General features: G+C 42.6%; 13 protein-coding genes. 5 read left to right on the forward strand and 8 right to left on the reverse strand.

Annotated elements, in window-relative coordinates; translation table 11 throughout:
* The first annotated feature begins 11 nt into the window (after window positions 1-11).
* Together G3O08_RS07350 and G3O08_RS07355 are read left to right on the forward strand one after the other, a co-directional pair.
* On the forward strand, window positions 12-500 hold the full coding sequence (locus tag G3O08_RS07350; protein WP_239541051.1) for a GNAT family N-acetyltransferase: 489 nt from the start codon (window positions 12-14) through the stop codon (window positions 498-500).
* A 605-nt stretch (window positions 501-1,105) separates the two neighbouring features.
* The gene (locus G3O08_RS07355) at window positions 1,106-1,927 is read left to right on the forward strand and encodes a T9SS type A sorting domain-containing protein (RefSeq protein WP_163284424.1); all 822 of its coding nucleotides are present in this window, start codon (window positions 1,106-1,108) and stop codon (window positions 1,925-1,927) included.
* 222 nt (window positions 1,928-2,149) lie between these two features.
* On the opposite strand, the gene G3O08_RS07360 is transcribed toward G3O08_RS07355, so the two are convergent.
* The 3 genes from G3O08_RS07360 to G3O08_RS07370 all read right to left on the reverse strand — a co-directional run bounded on the left by G3O08_RS07360 (window position 2,150) and on the right by G3O08_RS07370 (window position 5,888).
* A complete protein-coding gene (locus tag G3O08_RS07360) occupies window positions 2,150-2,878 on the reverse strand; it encodes a hypothetical protein (protein ID WP_163284425.1) in 729 nt (242 codons plus the stop codon).
* Between the two features lie 3 nt (window positions 2,879-2,881).
* The gene (locus G3O08_RS07365) at window positions 2,882-5,536 is read right to left on the reverse strand and encodes a PKD domain-containing protein (protein WP_163284427.1); all 2,655 of its coding nucleotides are present in this window, start codon (window positions 5,534-5,536) and stop codon (window positions 2,882-2,884) included.
* Between the two features lie 100 nt (window positions 5,537-5,636).
* Window positions 5,637-5,888, reverse strand: coding sequence for a hypothetical protein (locus G3O08_RS07370; RefSeq protein WP_163284429.1), 252 nt, complete (start codon window positions 5,886-5,888; stop codon window positions 5,637-5,639).
* 18 nt (window positions 5,889-5,906) lie between these two features.
* On the opposite strand from G3O08_RS07370, the gene G3O08_RS07375 reads away from it, so the two are divergent.
* A complete protein-coding gene (locus tag G3O08_RS07375) occupies window positions 5,907-6,491 on the forward strand; it encodes a tetratricopeptide repeat protein (protein ID WP_163284431.1) in 585 nt (194 codons plus the stop codon).
* A gap of 387 nt (window positions 6,492-6,878) precedes the next feature.
* On the opposite strand, the gene G3O08_RS07380 is transcribed toward G3O08_RS07375, so the two are convergent.
* The 3 genes from G3O08_RS07380 to kynU form a co-directional block, all read right to left on the reverse strand.
* Entirely contained in the window at window positions 6,879-7,718 is an 840-nt protein-coding gene (locus G3O08_RS07380) for a hypothetical protein (RefSeq protein ID WP_163284433.1), read from the reverse strand.
* A gap of 63 nt (window positions 7,719-7,781) precedes the next feature.
* On the reverse strand, window positions 7,782-9,125 hold the full coding sequence (locus tag G3O08_RS07385; protein ID WP_163284435.1) for an FAD-dependent oxidoreductase: 1,344 nt from the start codon (window positions 9,123-9,125) through the stop codon (window positions 7,782-7,784).
* 80 nt (window positions 9,126-9,205) lie between these two features.
* A complete protein-coding gene (kynU, locus tag G3O08_RS07390; protein WP_163284587.1) occupies window positions 9,206-10,483 on the reverse strand; it encodes a kynureninase in 1,278 nt (425 codons plus the stop codon).
* Between the two features lie 84 nt (window positions 10,484-10,567).
* Between kynU and hemL the strand changes: the two genes are divergently transcribed.
* Window positions 10,568-11,860: a glutamate-1-semialdehyde 2,1-aminomutase gene (hemL, locus tag G3O08_RS07395; RefSeq protein ID WP_163284436.1), complete on the forward strand. Its 1,293-nt coding sequence runs from the start codon at window positions 10,568-10,570 to the stop codon at window positions 11,858-11,860.
* A gap of 429 nt (window positions 11,861-12,289) precedes the next feature.
* Here hemL and G3O08_RS07400 read toward each other — a convergent pair whose 3' ends face one another.
* The gene (locus tag G3O08_RS07400) at window positions 12,290-13,129 is read right to left on the reverse strand and encodes a UbiA prenyltransferase family protein (protein ID WP_163284438.1); all 840 of its coding nucleotides are present in this window, start codon (window positions 13,127-13,129) and stop codon (window positions 12,290-12,292) included.
* Window positions 13,129-13,842, reverse strand: a complete 714-nt coding sequence (locus G3O08_RS07405) for a hypothetical protein (protein ID WP_163284440.1) — start codon at window positions 13,840-13,842, stop codon at window positions 13,129-13,131. Before G3O08_RS07405 ends, G3O08_RS07400 begins: the two co-directional genes overlap by 1 nt.
* A 149-nt stretch (window positions 13,843-13,991) precedes the next feature.
* Here G3O08_RS07405 and gcvP point away from each other — a divergent pair, with 149 nt between their 5' ends.
* Window positions 13,992-16,871, forward strand: a complete 2,880-nt coding sequence (gcvP, locus tag G3O08_RS07410; protein ID WP_204336807.1) for an aminomethyl-transferring glycine dehydrogenase — start codon at window positions 13,992-13,994, stop codon at window positions 16,869-16,871.
* Window positions 16,872-17,096 lie beyond the last annotated feature (225 nt).

The raw sequence follows: 17,096 nt of genomic DNA on the forward strand, positions 1-17,096 counted from the left end.
AGTACAAAGAAATGAGCGACATCCAAAAACCGGAAATGACTTGGGAAATAAAAACATTTGGCGAGCTCTCGACAAATGAGCTTCACGATTTACTAAAAACGAGAGTCGATGTTTTTGTTGTGGAACAGGAATGCGCCTATCCCGAAATAGACGGAAAAGACCCGCTCTGCATCCATGTTTTGGGAAAAAACAGCTCCGGTAAAACTTTAGCCACTGCCCGCATAGCTCCGGCAGGTGTAATTTACGGCGAGGTGAGTATTGGCAGAGTCGCCATTGACAAATCACTGCGCGGAACGGGAGTTGGAAAAATCGTTATGGAACAGGCAATGACATTTTGCATTGAAGAGCTAAACGCGAAAACCATCAAAATTGCTGCCCAGCTCTATCTGAAGAAATTCTACTCCGGTTTTGGTTTTACTCAGATAAGTGATGTTTATTTATGGGATGGGATTGAACATATTGATATGCGGTTTCCTAAGAAAATTGGCAATAGGCAATAGGCAATAGGCAATAGGCAATTTTGTAATTGACAACCGTATTAATTACTACTCAAATCCTCCATTTAAATTCTAATATTCACTATACCGCGATGTGAACTCCCTTTCCTGCATCCGACGAGGCTTTTCGCCGACGACCGAAGGGAGTGCGTAGGCATAGAGGCCTAGTATGTAAGATAGTTCACCCCATTCTTTTTTTTATTCACAATTTTACGAAGTTTTGAGTCTCCCCCAAACCCCCTCTTTTCAACAACACTATCAACAATCTTGAAAAGATTAAAAGGGTGAGACAAATCTAAAGGTATGTAGAGGAATGCACAAGGGAGGCAATGGGCAATTTTGCAATAAGCAATTGGCAATTGGCAATGGCATTATCTTCAGTGACAATTTTTAATTTTCTCAATTTCTCAATGGTTTAATAAAGCGCATCGTCTTTCTCTTAGGTAAATACAGGAGAGTCTGAATATCTGCACTTAAAGGTATGTCAAATCAAAATTATTTGTATTTTTAGTGAAATCAAATAGGTGAAATATTCTAGCCGACCGCAGTAACCATTTAAAATACCATACCTCATAGCCATGCTTTACACGATGCAAGATTTTCGAAAATTGAAATTGATTGGATTAAGTCTTTTGTTAGGTCTTATTTCATCCGGTTTAAAAGGTCAGTCTGTTTCTACGATAGGAGAAATATATGATTACGAGATCAATGATGTTTTTGAAATTAAGGAAACTGGTTCTAACGGTTTTTCTGGCTTTCTCGAGTATTCAAGTATTCTAATTTCAGGAAAATATTATTCAGCTAATAGCGATACTGTCTTTTATATACGCAGTGTAAACACTTATTATTCGGGAACAAATAACCCGGAGGGTAGTTATAACTTCTTTGTTGATACGATTTCTTATACGAATTTGAGTTCCCTACTTGGCAATATGGATTCTGTATACTATTCGGCGGATTATAATGGGAGAAAAGTGAATTTAAGCACTCCTCCAATATTTGATAGCTGGGTAATAGAAACAAGTTATATTGAGGGTTGTGGAGGGCCTTACGATGATACCAATTGGTATGGAGACGACGAAGGTTTTATTACATCTCACTGGTTAGGTTTAACTTATTTTAAAAAAGGATTGGATGAATGGGGCACTATTTATTATTTTCCCACATCAATTGAAAAACTAAATTCTAAACTCAATTTTAGAGTTTATCCAAACCCAACTTCCAACATACTCTTATTAGATTTAACTGATCAAAATTTTAGCTCTTGTTACGGAACTATCTACTCGAGTACCGGCAAACGCATTGAGGAACTTATGTTTTCAAAAACTGAAAAGAAGCAACTTGATATTTCAACTTTAAATAAGGGGCTTTACATTATAAGGCTTAATATCGATGGTGATTTTTATAGTGCCACGTTTGTGAAGAACTGAGGGTTGTGATCTGTATTGCTCCAAGACCCAAAACTTCATTTTCTTAACTCCTTAATGATTTAAAGAAATTTGAGCTATCATGTGCCACAGCAATTTACCTTCAGCAAAACAGATTTTTGTTTCAGGAAACTCGGCAAGATGCCGTACAAAGCGTCCCCAAGCTAAAAGCTTGGCGACGGCGCAATTTGCGGAGCGTTCTTAAGACCTACAGCGGAGCAAAAATCAATCAACTCCTTCAAAAAAATCTTCTCCCAACCCCATTTCAGCAAGGGTTTTACCGGCTTTTAAATTACCAATAGGAATAGAAAATGATCCCAAATCATGAGAAGTGGATATTTTGGCGCCCATTACTTCTTTCCAATCGCCCCATGTGGCTTTCATTCCTCCTACAGGAATAATTGAAACCCACATTTTGTAATAAATGGGAAGTCCCGCTTCATCAAGTGCCCAGAGGTATGCATCTCCTGGCGTAACACCTCCAGATGTATATTCTACGAGCAGTCCATCGGTTCCATCGTCCATTTTTACAATTGATCGCATGGTACCTGAGTCTCGAATTTTTGCGGGAGCATTGAGCCAGAAAGAATCGTTGCACCAATAGCCCCAAGCCTTTTCAAGCGCCTCTTGCTTTTCTTCTCCCTCTATTTGTTCGCCGGCTTTAGTTACAGACCCAGATTGATTGTCCAGATTCATCTTTACCACATTATCATCCCATTTAATTTCGGCGCGGTCGTTTTGCTTATCCCAAACATAGTGTCGGGCATCTTTAAATGTCCATTGAATATAAGGAATAGCATCCCAACTATCTTTGCCGATGGCTGAAAGCATCTTGTCAGCAAGCGCCTCTGCTGCTTCACCTTTTTTACCGGAAGGTGGAGATTCATCAAAATATTGATAAGCAGCAAATCCCGCCACGGCGAGAACGAGTAATACAATTAAAAATTTCTTCATGAATTAGCGAAGTAAGCTTACAGAACCGGTATATTCAAAATTCCAGCTCAGATTGTCAGTGAGAATTATAACATAATGATAAACATCGGGCGGAGCAAAAAAGTTGTCATTCGGGCTTGATCCATTCCACCCCGTCTTATCATTCAAATTGCTATACACCTCCATGCCCCAGCGATTGTAAATGTGCATTTCAATGTTTACTGCTCCTGTTGCTACAGGAAAAAAGAAATCATTGAGGCCATCAGAGTCGGGTGTGAATGCATTGGGCACATAAATGAGGTGATCTGAAATTTTAATATCTGTTTCTATTCTGGCTGTGCATCCATATTCATTTTCAACAGTCTGCACAATAGTTTGTGGCTCAACAATCTGGAGCATATGCTCAAAATTACAATCATTAAAAATCTGGCCATCAAAGATATATTCACATGAAATACTGCCCTCGCTCATGTCAATAATTTCAATTATTGGTTCAATTGCAGAAACTACTAGCGGATCGGCTTTGAAACCCGGTTTGGGAGTTGGAACCACTTCTACAATTGCTTCTTTTAATTCGTCGTCAGAATCAATACAGCCGTTTAGGTTTTGAATGTAAAAATGTACTGAGTAAACGCCGGGCTCTGTGTAAGTATGATTGGTGCTTCGCGCCGAAGACTGGGTGCCGTCGCCAAAATCGTAGGTATAGCTCACGGCAGTGCTCTGTGTAAACGACTGATCGCTAAAAGCCACTGTTAGAGGCGCGCAGCCATATAAAGTTCCGGCGCTAAAATCGGCTATGGGGTTAGCGTGTATAGGCATATTACCCTCGGCTGTGCGCGTGCAGCCGTGTTCTGAAATGGTGAGCTGTACGGGATGAATACCCGCTGCTTCGAAAGAAATACCCACAGGATTCTGGAGAGTGCTCGTGGCGGGACTGGCCTGGTCAAATTCCCAGGCAAATACAGCCTCATTCGAAAAGCTTCCCGCAGCTTCGAAACTGATGGAGTTTCCTTCAAGACATACAATACTGTGTGGAGCAATTTCAGGTGCAAGAAGCGTTTGTAAATCAAATGTTTCAGTAACGGTTATCGGGCAATTTTGTGAGCTATTCCCCGTAAGGGAAACCGTATACACTCCCGACTCGGGAAAAGTAAAAATGGGCGTAGCCTGGGAACTCACATCTGCATTGGTGCCGCTTACGCCAAAATTCCATGAAAATATTCCTGCGTTTTCACTTTCCTGATCAAACTGATAGGTGTAACCATTGCAAAAAACATCTTGTGGCACAATTGAAATCTCAGGTGGGTCAGGAATCACTACGGTAACCTGATCTTGTGCATTGCAGGCATTATCTAATACTTCCACATCAATTTCTTGCGGACCCAAGGTAGAGAAAGTGAGCCCACTGACAGAAGTTCCATTCCCAAATTGAGGTGTTGCATTTGGCCCAAAATTCCAGTTAATTGTAGCGCCCTCATCAAATACTCCATTGGCCGCAAAGGTGAAAATCTGCTGGCCGTTAATGCACTCAAAACTTGCTATTTGGACATTGATCTGAATTTCGTAATAGAGCGGGATCTCCAAAAAAGCTGTATCGGAACAAAAGAATCCCGGATTGGTAATCAGCATTACGCTATAAACACCGGTATCGGGATAGGTATATGAAGGGCTATAAGCGGTACTCACATCACTTTCTGTAGTCGGGTCGCCAAAAATCCAAACGAATTGATTGTCGGGATCGCTTAAATTCTCAAATTGAAAATTCAAATCATCGCATAAATCGGCAGGCTCCGGCTCGGCAATAATCGCTGTATAAGTTTGCTCGCAAAGGGCCACATTAAACTGAAAATCGCGTGTATTCACACTCAGCAACTGACCATTTCGCCATTCTTCCACACAGACTCCAACTACGAACTGCCCAAGCTGGGTGGGTGTACCCGTGAGCAAACCCGTAATTGGGTCGATAGAAAGTCCCGGATTTGCATTGAGTGGATTTAGTGCTCCGAATCCCGCTCCCCACGCTACCAGAGTATAGGGAGGACTAGAAGGCGGATCGGGTGCAGGATTATTAGTGGTGCCGCCAATAAAAGGGGAACATAACGAGTAAACCAGCGAATCTCCATCCAAATCTGTTGCACTATGGTCAAATTCAAAATATTCCTGACCACAAAGCACCGGTGGTGGGAAATTGTTGTAGGAAGGCATAGAATTGCACTCCGCAAGATCAATTGCCGGTACTTCTGCTACGATAGTAAGCCCCTGATCGCCCGGATTTATCAAATTTTGAATGGTTCCGTTCCGGCAACAGCGCTGATAAACAATTTGATACGACTGCGTATTGGATGGCAGTTGCACTGTGAAAACATAAATTCCCTCCTGCACGCAAATATCGGGCGGGAAGGTGAGGCAGGGCGAGCTCAAATCAGGTTCAATATTCGCCTCAGAGGCAAGAAATGCAGACTTGCCGGTAACCAGATTATTGGACTCATCGAAAATTGCAAACATGGCAGGTGCATCAAAAGGAGCTCCCGAACTATTACAATCCCGGTAAAGCTTCATAGTAACCTGATACAGATTACCTCCCAGGCATTCATAATACATTTCGCCACCAATTATATGAGCCGCGAATCCCTTACCGGTTAGGAATAAGAGTATGAATATGAATAGAACTTTACGCAATATATTTATTTTGCCTCGCGATAGATCGCTTTTCTAGGATTGATAAAACTAATAAATTCTTCGACCAAGACCTAATTTACCGATAATTAGCGTCAGTTAATTAATTCTGTTTCTTGAATTCCTTTTCGCAATTTGATTTAAAACCATTATACGCTTCCGCAGAAATTTCGATCCACCCTCCTCCTTCCATTTCTATCATATCTTTGATAAAATTCCTGTCGGGAAGTATCTTTGCAACAAAAGGATAAATCCAGTAATTTGATCCCAATACCTGAATTTCTTCAAATGAATTTGAATCGAACACTTTAAAGAACGACTTGTTATTTGAGTACTTTCTATAAATCGGAAACAAGATTTTTAAATTTTTTACATGTCAAACTTAACTAAATACACCGAAAAAGCCGAGAAGTTCTATTCGGAGCACAAATTTAAAGAAGCCATTTATTGGTATACCCGCGCTATTTCAGAAAATAGTAGTGCTGATCTATACAGCGAGCGAGCTGTGGCATTTTTTCATAACAATCAATTAAAAGAATCTCTTGAAGATATGAATCGCGCGCAAGAACTGGAGCCTGCACGTTCATACAGATACTCGAGCCGCGCGTACATTCGCGATGCCATGGGCGACGTGGAAGGGGCAGTAAAAGACTACGAAAAAGCTGTAGAATTAGACCCCGACGATGCCATTGCGCACAACAATCTGGGCTTATTGATTGAAAAACTGGGGCACCATCAAAAGGCGAAAGTCTTTTTTGATTTTGCTGATAAGCTCGCCCAAGATCAGTCTGGCGATCCCAATGCTACAGCCGAAAGACCTCGAAACATTCAAACAGACCTCAACAAGGAAAAGAAAGGCACGACTCTGGGAGCCGAAATAGCAAAGGTATTTTCTTCTGGAGATCAGTTTAATGAGTTTTTGCGTTTCGTCAAAAACGGATTTAAGCATAAATCATAAACCGCAACAACCTTTTGATGGGTGTAGCTAATCAGTCATCCTGAAAAGTAAGGTTTCGAGCCATTTCTTACGATGCTTCCAGACATTTGACCAGTACACCGAAAAAGCAGGTTGTATTGAGCGTAGATTATCGAGCGAAATCAAGATGAGTAGAAGTATTCGTATGGACAGTGGCCGTTAATTTCAAGTAAGACATAAACAAGAATTTTCATGTGACACAGCCTAATCATTGGTACAATTAATTTCAATAAACCCTAAAATCGACCCTGTCCATACGGATTCCCTTCGGTCTAAAGGCGTCGCAGGTCTGTAGGAGAAATATTACATGATGGGCAAAAACGACCCTGTAAGGTGTCGCACACTAAGAAATTACAATTGTTGTTCTTTCTACCATGGCCTTTTGGTATCCAATGCGCCAAACAAACTCTCGCTTTTACTTCGCTTTTTGTTTTTCGGGCATTTCCTGTCGGGTTTATTGTCCATTACCAAAACGGTAAGTCTGAAAATAACCGGGCGATAGCGTGAGTTAAAAATTGAAAGCGTAGATTTTAAGTCGTCGTATTCGTGAAAAGTAACCAGCGGAGTTTCCACAGATGGGATAAGCATAAGGTTTTTGCCCATTGTAAATCCAAAACCAAGTTTATAATGTGCCTGAAATACAAACCGTCCGGGAACATTTAAGTCCATTGGCAAGCTACGATCATTGTATTCATAATACTCAGTAAGGCGGTAATCGGCATTGATTCCTATAGTATTGTGCATAGATGTCCCGCGGCTTAGAGGCTGTGCGTTTGTAACATTAAAACTCGCCGTAGCATAGTTTTGCGAAAACACCCCTTCGCCATTCAAAATATAAGGTTCAGCGCGATCTGGATCATCAAGGGTAGCTTCAAATTTTTCGGCACCGCGCAGTATTTTTATACCCAGCGAGAAATCAACATAAGAGATAATCCGCGAATTGTCTATGGCGTAGAAGCGCCCTATTTCAAGCCCTACTCCCATTTTTCCTTTGGCATTAATCAGCACATCATACACCGAATCTGAACCGGTAAACATGCGTTGCTGGTTCTTCTTAAACGGCTTTAGGGTATAGGTAATTGCCGGATTTATCAACCACCCCTTGCGCTCGTAATTTCCAAAATTTGGAAATATATCATTGCTACGCTGGTATTGCCCTACAGACAGTAATGGCAAACAAAGGGAGACTATCAAAAGGACTTTTCTCATATACGCTTCTCTTAAAACGGAATAATCCGCCATTAAAATACGCAGAAAGACCCGAATTGTTACCTACTTTAACGCTTTGAGCTTCTCTAATATTGCCTCCTCCACTTCAGCGCTATCCCAAGTAGATTCAATATCAGGGCGTTTCATCACCTCTTCCATAATTCGATCTTGAATCATTCCGGTTTTTAAAGCCTGGCTGTATCTCGTATGGCTAAATGTAACTTGCGAATAGAGCGGCATCCATTGTTCGGGATGCTTGCGGTAAATCTTGCCCTCAATTTTTTTGCGAAGTACAAAACCCGGATCGGCCACCAGGTCGCGCATTTCTACATAGTTGCGCATGGCTAATGTCGCTATAGCATCAGCGTCGGGCTTGCGCAATTGCTGAAATTCGGGAAGAATTTTTTCCCAGTCATGATTGTGTTTTTCAATAAGCTCGTCCATTACCGAAACATCTTCAAAACCCGAGTTCATCCCCTGTCCGTAAAAAGGAACAATGGCATGAGAAGCATCGCCCAGAATTGCCGTATTCTTGTTAACCCACGGATAGCAACGAATAATAACCAAATCAGCAAGTTGGTGCTCGCGGTAATTTTTGATGATGTCGGGCATCATTTCTGTAAAATCCGGAAATACTTCCGTAAAAAAGCGTTTTACTTTCTCATCATCCTCCAGTGCAGCAAACGAATCTTTGCCTTCGTAAGGCATAAAAAGGGTACACGTATAGCTACCGTCCAAATTTGGGAGAGCAATAAGCATATACCCGCCTCGGGGCCAAATGTGGAGTGCATTTTTCTCAATTTTGTGAGATCCATCGGCATTTGCGGGCATGAGCAACTCGCGGTAGCCGTGGGGAATAAATTCTTGCTGGTAATCAAACCTGCGGGTAAGCTGCATATTTGCACGTACCTGCGAAAATGCTCCGTCGGTTCCAAAGATTAAATCAGCCGTTTCTTTTCGCTTCTCTCCGGTTTCCGTATGTTCAAACTCGGCTGTAGTTGTTTCAAAATCAACATGTACACAGCGCCAGTCGAAGTTCATTTCTACATCGTATTCTTTTTCTGCTTTATCAAGTAGGCACACATTTAGTTCGCCTCGCGATACTGAATAAATGGCCTGACCCTCTTTGCCGTATGGCTGTAATGATTTATTCCCCTCTTCATCGTGCACCATACGCCCGTACATCGGAATGGAAATCTTCTCAATTTTTTCGCGTAAGCCAATTAAATCTACCGCTTTCCAACCGCGTGTACTTAAGGCCAGATTAATCGATTTTCCAGCCTGAAGTTCTATGCCACGCACATCAGGCCGGCGTTCATAGAGTTTCACCTTATATCCGTGGCGCGAAAGATTTGCAGAAAGCAGCGAGCCCACAAGTCCGCCTCCAATTACCAGTACTTTTTTCATATTTTTTCAATAAGCGCGCGTGAAGAACGCAATTTTCTCGTATTCAATTTCTTACAGACTCACTTGGATATCGAGTCGTTCTATTTTTTATACTTCTTTAGCGCATTGTCAAGCAATTCACCAAATTTATAACAATCGTAAAACGAATTGTACAGCGGCACAGGTGCAATTCTTATAACATTGGGTTCACGCCAGTCTGCAAATACGCCATTTTTTTGAATATCGTGAAACAATCCTTTACCATATCCGTGTGCCAGAATGCTTAGTTGCGCTCCCCGCGCATCGGGATCAGAAGGTGTAATCAATTCTATTTCAGCAGTATTCTTTTCGGCAACATGGTTTATTATCCTTTCCAGAAATGCGGTCAGCTTTACACTTTTAGCTCTTAGTCGATCCATTCCGGCCTTCTCAAATATTTTTAGCGAAGCTAAATGTGGCGCCATGGCAAAAACCGGAGCATTGCTTAGTTGCCATCCTTCTGCCCCCGGAATAGGATCAAAACCAGATTCCATTTTAAACCGCTTTTCCTTGTTGTATCCCCACCACCCGGCAAAGCGCGGAAGGTTTTTGGTGTTGGCGTGCTTGTGATGTACAAAAACTCCGCCAACCGATCCGGGACCGGAATTGAAATATTTATAAGTACACCAGGCTGCAAAATCAACATCCCAATTGTGCAACTCAAGCGGCACATTTCCGGCGGCGTGCGCCAAATCAAACCCAACTACCGCCCCCTGTGCATGAGCGGCTTCCGTAATACCCTTCATATCAAAAAGCTGTCCGGTATAATAATTCACTCCGCCCCAAAAAACGAGTGCCAATTCATCTTTATGCTCTTCAATAGCTGCTTCAATATCCTCTTGGCGTATGGTGTGCTCGCCCTTTCGGGGATGCACTTCCACTATGGCATCATGGGGGTTAAATCCATGAAAAAGCACTTGAGATTCCAGTGCATATTGATCGCTTGGAAAGGCTTTAGCTTCACAAATTATCTTGTAGCGGTGCTTTGTAGGGCTATAAAAACTCACCATTAAAAGGTGAATATTTGTGGTGAGCCCATTCATATGCACCACCTCTCCCGGAAGAGCACCAACCATTTTTGCAGCAGGCTCCATAAGCAATTCGTGATAGCTAAACCAGGGATGCTCGGCCTCAAAATGCCCTTCTACACCGTATTTAGCCCAATCTCTTAACTCAATATCTATTTCATCACGTACCGTTTTTGGTTGCAGCCCAAGCGAATTTCCTGTAAAGTACACACAGTGATCGGCTTCCGTTTCCGGAAAATAAAACGAGTTTCTAAAATCCGCAAGGGCATCTTGCGCATCGTGGTTTTTGGCTTCTTCTTTATACTCCTGCATTTCGCAAATGGGGATTAAAACATTAAATTTGCGCACAAAATACGGCATTTCAATTTATTGCCAATAGTTAAAATACGATAGCTCATGAAACGTACTATTTCCGACCAACTTTTTGAGAAGGCTAAAACCCTGTTTCCCGGTGGTGTAAACAGTCCAGTAAGGGCATTTAAAGCCGTGGGTGGCCATCCGCTTTTTATTGAACGCGGCGAAGGAGCACATATTTACGATGCCGACGGAAATGGATTTATAGACTTTTGTTGTTCGTACGGCCCTTTAATTTTGGGTCACGCTCCTGCGGAAGTTGTTTCGGCTGTGAATGAAACGGTTAAAAAAGGAACCACTTTTGGCGCACCGACAAAATTGGAAAATGAGCTGGCAGAAATGATTATTTCCAATCACAGCTATATTGAAAAAATACGTTTTGTAAATTCGGGTACCGAGGCAGTTATGTCTGGCGTGAGGCTTGCACGTGGATATACGGGTCGCGATAAAATCATAAAATTTGAAGGGTGCTACCACGGCCATGTTGATTCGCTGATGGTAAATGCCGGCAGCGGTCTGGCCACGCTGGGTACCTCATCGTCGGCAGGTGTACCTGAAGCTTATGTAAAAGAAACCATTGTTCTTCCGCTTCACGACGAAGACGCTGTAAAAAAGGCTATTGAAGAATACAAAGACGATATTGCCTGCATTATTATCGAGCCGATTCCGGCAAATAATGGATTGCTGCTTCAGGATAAAAAGTTTCTTCAGTTTTTGCGCGATATCTGCACCAGCGAAGGAATTATGCTCTTTTTTGACGAGGTGATTTCCGGATTCCGGGTGGGATTTGAAGGCGCGGCAGGACTTTACGGCATTGCTCCCGACATTATCTCTTTTGGAAAGATTATCGGTGGCGGATTGCCTGTAGGAGCTTACGGTGCCAGCAATGAAATAATGAGTTGCGTGGCTCCCGATGGCCCTGTTTATCAGGCCGGAACCCTAAGCGGAAACCCGGTAGCCATGGCTGCAGGAAAAGCCCAGATTAAAGCCTGCCTAAGCGATGGATTTTACGAAAATCTTGAAAGAAAAGCAGCTGGATTTGCAGGTGAAATAAACGCATTCGCGGAAGCAAAAGGATATGCCTTTAAGATTTTTAGAGTAGGCTCTATTTTTTGGGTTGCCTTTACAGAAAAAGAGGCGATTGTAAGAAGCTCTGATATTGACCAAAATAGCATGGCAAATTTTAAAACACTGCACGGAGCGTTGCTTGAGCGTGGTGTTTATATCGGCCCTTCCGGATTTGAAGTCGGGTTTATTTCGCGGGCGCACTCATCAGACGATTTAAAGAAAGCGGTAGCTGCCTTTAAAGAAAGTTTGGAGATGATTTTTGGATAATAATGTTCACCTGTAAAACTCCTCTTTTCATCATGAGCCTGTTAGGGTCAAATGTCTGTAGATTGATTAAAATATAACGTATTTTACGACCCTGTGAGGTGTCGCACCTCTTCGTACTTAACTTTTTGTTTTTTAATATGCTACACCTAAAGACCGAAGGGAATCCCTATGCGCCGCGTTGAGGCACTCGAAATGGACAGCTTCGATTTAAAGGTTTATGGAATTGAATTCTAACAACAGTTATATCGTCCTGCGATAATTTTACGTTGATAATCCACGCGAAAATCAGAATTCTATTACACGGTTACCTCGACTGCGCTCAGCACGTCACATTTATATTTATTGCCCAAGTGTCTGTAAAATCGAGTAAGAATAAATTGAAACCATTCCATTGCTAAATGACTCAATAGTATTGAATTTATACTAATCCTATACAGCCAACACCAACAAGCCCTGCAGCAGTATCATTCCATCTAATACAATAGAATAGTAAAGCGGAGAGCGGTGTGTTTTGCCACGGGCGACAACAAAAAAGCCGAGAGCGGAGATTCCCATCTGCATCAACATTTGCGGAAACGCGAAAAAGCCAATCAAATAATTGAAAAAGGCGAACAAAAAAGCGGCGATCATAGCCCTTTGAGCAAATTTAATGCTCCACTCTATTCCAAAAACCATGGGCAATGTGCGTTGAAATGGATAATCATCTTCCAGATCGCGCACATCGAATGGAATAGTTAAAGCCAGAATAAAGGCGCCTTGTTGCAAAGCAAATAAAATGGTGCTTAGACGGTCGTCAGCAGAATTGAGATCAACAATTTCGATAAGCGGAACGATGGTGGTGCTAAGAATCCATGCCAAAACAATTACCCATAATTTCAGATAGGGAATTCTGCGAATTGAATAACGCTCGCCCTTATACGGAATGAACGGGTATGCGTAACCCAACGAAATGGCACCTGCCACGGCCAGACCAGCCAATTCTATAAGTGTGAGATGGAAGGCAAAAGGAATCAATCCTATTGCACCCAGAATCATCAAAATGGTTTTGCTTTTGTAAAAAACCGCCGAAGCATTTAAATCACCAATACGGCGCTGTAAGTTGTAAATGAGTAGGGTGGCAAAGAATATAAATGCCACAAGATTGTAGCTGGGCGCAACATCGTGAAAAGCATACGTAGCCAATGTGCACGCGCCGGCCGCAAAAGCGATAAAAATATTTGTTTCGCCTAACCAAAACAAAGCTCTGGAAATCGAAGATTCAGATTTCATTACCTGTTATTGTCGATAATGGAGTAGGCAATAATTCCCAATACCGTTCCTATTGCACTGCCTTTCAAAGCTTCGATGGTGTTCTTGCTTCGCGCAAAAGATTCAAAACCCGATGCGTAATCTTCATTGTATTGATAAGCCTTATCAGCGATGTATCGTTCTTTGATATGAATGGTAGGGATTTTGGCGGTAAGCGCAAAAAGTGGAGGCACCGCAAGGGATACTACGCTGGTTTTGAGCGCATACCCCGTAATTGCTCCGGTAGCCAAGCCGCCATAAAACCAACCTTTTCCTGTTACAGCATTCCGCGCATCGCGCTCGCCGTAAACGAAAGCACGCATTTGGTCTTCTCTTAAGTAATTCCCCATCGGTTCGTCAAAAAAGTAATATACCTTTTCATCGCCCGATGGATAGGTTACCGAAAACACATCTTCGCGATCTATGCCACCATTTTTCAAAACAATAGGAATCGCTTCTGCCTTGGGAGTAGAGAAATTGGGATTAAACAACACACCTTGCTTGCGAGCGGCCTTGATATTCATGCGTTCCTTTTTAAAAAAATTCTTGTCATACTTATACTGAAGGGGTACGTACGAAGTATCATTTAAATCGTACACTTCCAGCCTCTTGCCATTCATAAACAGGAGCTCTGCCGGTTTTTGAGCCAAAAGACCGAATGGCGTAAAAAGAATCAGAAAAAGAAATAATCTCAACAGGGTAAAATTAGGAGTCAAAGATAGATTGAAAATGGCCAATTCAAAATTGGATTTCCAAGATTTCAGATGGAAGCAAAAATAATGTTTGTGATATCATTTGTATGTATATTTGCGGCTTTAAAAAACAAGGTAAAGCCGAATATATTATGCCACTAAGAGATTTTCCAAAAAGACATATCGGACCGCGCGAAGCAGATGCGGAGCAAATGCTGAACGACATGGGTTACAGCACTATGGATGAGTTAATTGACAAAACCATTCCGGCGCAGATCCGCTTAAAGAAACCACTTGACTTACCGGGTTCGCGCAGCGAGCACTGGTACCTGCGCGAATTGGAAAAAATGGCAGCGAAGAATAAGCTATTTCGCACGTATATAGGCATGGGTTACAACAACACCATTGTGCCGCCTGCTATTCAGCGCAATGTGCTTGAAAATCCGGGATGGTACACGGCCTACACTCCTTACCAAAGTGAAATTGCACAAGGCCGTCTGGAGGCGTTGCTCAACTTTCAAACCATGGTAATGGATCTTACTAAAATGGAAATGGCCAATGCATCGCTTCTCGATGAGGCTACTGCCGCTGCCGAGGCTATGAATATGTTTTATGCATTGCGCAGCCGCGAAGCACAAAAAAACGGAGCCAATAAGTTTTTCGTTTCGGCACAGTGTTATCCACAGACGATAGATGTATTGCGCACGCGAGCAGTACCAATGGGTATAGAGCTTATTTTGGGAGATCACACCAATTTTAATTTTAATGATAAAGTATTTGGAGCCATTGTACAATACCCTGATTCAACAGGTAATGCGGCAGATTACAGAAAATTTGTAGAAGAAGCCCACTCAAATAATACGCTTGTAGCCGTAGCAACAGATTTAATGAGCCTGGCTCTTTTGACTCCTCCTGGAGAGTGGGGTGCCGATGCCGTATTGGGAAACAGTCAGCGCTTTGGCGTTCCTATGGGTTTTGGCGGACCTCACGCAGCATTTTTTGCTACCCGCGAAACTTATAAAAGGCATCTTCCCGGACGTATTGTAGGTGTTTCTACTGACAGACATGGTGCAGCGGCCTTTAGACTTGCATTGCAAACCCGCGAGCAACATATAAAACGAGATAAAGCGACTTCTAATATCTGTACTGCCCAAGCCTTGCTTGCCATTATGGCTTCTATGTACGCCGTATATCACGGTCCTGATGGAATTCGCACAATTGCCCAAGACATTCACAATAAAACAGTGCGTCTGGCTCAAGGGATAAAATCTCTTGGCTATAAAATTGACAATGATGTATATTTTGACACCTTATTTGTAGAACTTCCCGAAGGGATTACCAAAGTACGTATTGAAGAATTGTCGGAGGCGAAAGAAATCAATCTGCGCTATTACAATTCAAATCACATTGGCGTAAGCCTTGACGAAACAATTAGCAGACAAGATTTTGAAGATCTCTTTGCCGTATTTGTAGAAGCTGCAAAGACCCCTGATTCATCGCCTGAAATTTCAACTGAAATTGATTCTCCGATCAAAGGATTTTTTGAACGCGAGTCGAGATTTATGGAGCATCCTGTATTTAACAGCTTCCATAGCGAAACCGAATTAATGCGTTATATCAAGCGATTGGAAAATAAAGACCTCTCGCTTACCCACAGCATGATTTCGCTCGGTTCATGCACTATGAAATTAAATGCCGCGAGTGAGCTTATGCCAATTACCTGGCCGGAGTGGGCTAATATTCATCCTTTTGCACCGCCATCGCAAACGGCAGGCTACCGCCAAATGTTTGAGGAGTTAAAGCGTATGCTTTGCGAAATTACCGGTTTTGCGGGTATGTCTTTGCAGCCAAATAGTGGCGCTCAAGGCGAATACGCAGGACTGATGGTTATTCGCAATTACCACATAAGCCGGGGCGAAGGTCACAGAAATATTGCCTTGATACCCAGCAGTGCACATGGCACAAATCCTGCAAGCGCCGTAATGGCCGGGATGGAGGTCGTGGTAGTAAAATGCGATGAACACGGAAATATTGATGTGGAAGATCTGCAGGCAAAGGCAGAAAAACACGCATTACACCTTTCGGCATTGATGGTAACTTACCCATCTACCCACGGTGTATTTGAAGAGCGCATTATGGAAATGAACGCCATTATTCATGAAAATGGCGGACAAGTGTATATGGACGGTGCCAATATGAACGCCCAGGTAGGATTGACAAATCCAGGAATTATTGGTGCAGATGTATGCCATTTAAATCTCCACAAAACCTTTGCGATACCTCATGGAGGTGGTGGTCCCGGTATGGGCCCCATCGGCGTAGCAGCCCATTTGGTACCTTTCCTTCCCGGGCACAGCATTGTAGAAACCGGAGGTGTGCACAATACCACCGCTGTAAGCGCAGCACCGTGGGGAAGTGCCCTCATATTGCTTGTATCTTATGGCTATATTAAAATGCTTGGCGGTTATGGCGTAACACTTGCAACAAAGTATGCCATTCTGAATGCTAACTACATTAAAATGCGCCTTCAGAAGCATTACCCCGTTCTCTATTCAGGCAAAAACAAAACAGTAGCCCACGAAATGATTCTTGATTGCCGACCATTTAAACAAATGGGTATAGAGGTGCAAGATCTTGCGAAAAGGCTTATCGACTATGGTTTCCACGCACCAACTGTTTCATTTCCTGTTGCCGGTACGCTGATGATTGAGCCTACTGAAAGTGAATCGAAACAGGAATTAGACCGCTTTTGCGATGCTATGATTTCTATTCGGCAGGAAATAGATGAAGTAGAAAAGGAGATTTATCCAAAGAATGATAATGTATTGGTTAATGCGCCACACACAGCGGTTGAGGCTACTGCCGATAAATGGGAACACCCCTACTCGCGTGAAAAAGCAGTGTTTCCATTGCCCTACACCAGAGCATCTAAATTCTGGGCTCCGGTAGGAAGAGTAGATAATGCTTATGGCGATAGAAACCTGATGTGCTCATGCCCTCCTATTGATGAGTATGAAGATTTGCTTATCTAATCGAATCGTTTCAGATTTCAGAGTGTTGATTTCAGATTTCAGAGTGTTGATTTCAGAATTAGGATTTAGAATTCGAAAATTGCCATCACTGAGTTAATCAAAAGTGCAAAACATGCTGAATTAACTCTTGAAACTCTAATTTGTGTGCGGGATTCCCTTTCGACCTTTTGGGAGTGCGTACGTAAGGGCTAGGGCGCGGGAGGATTCAGATTTCAGATTATTCCC

This window comes from Cryomorpha ignava, from assembly GCF_010686655.1.
Lineage (GTDB): Bacteria > Bacteroidota > Bacteroidia > Flavobacteriales_D > Cryomorphaceae > Cryomorpha > Cryomorpha ignava.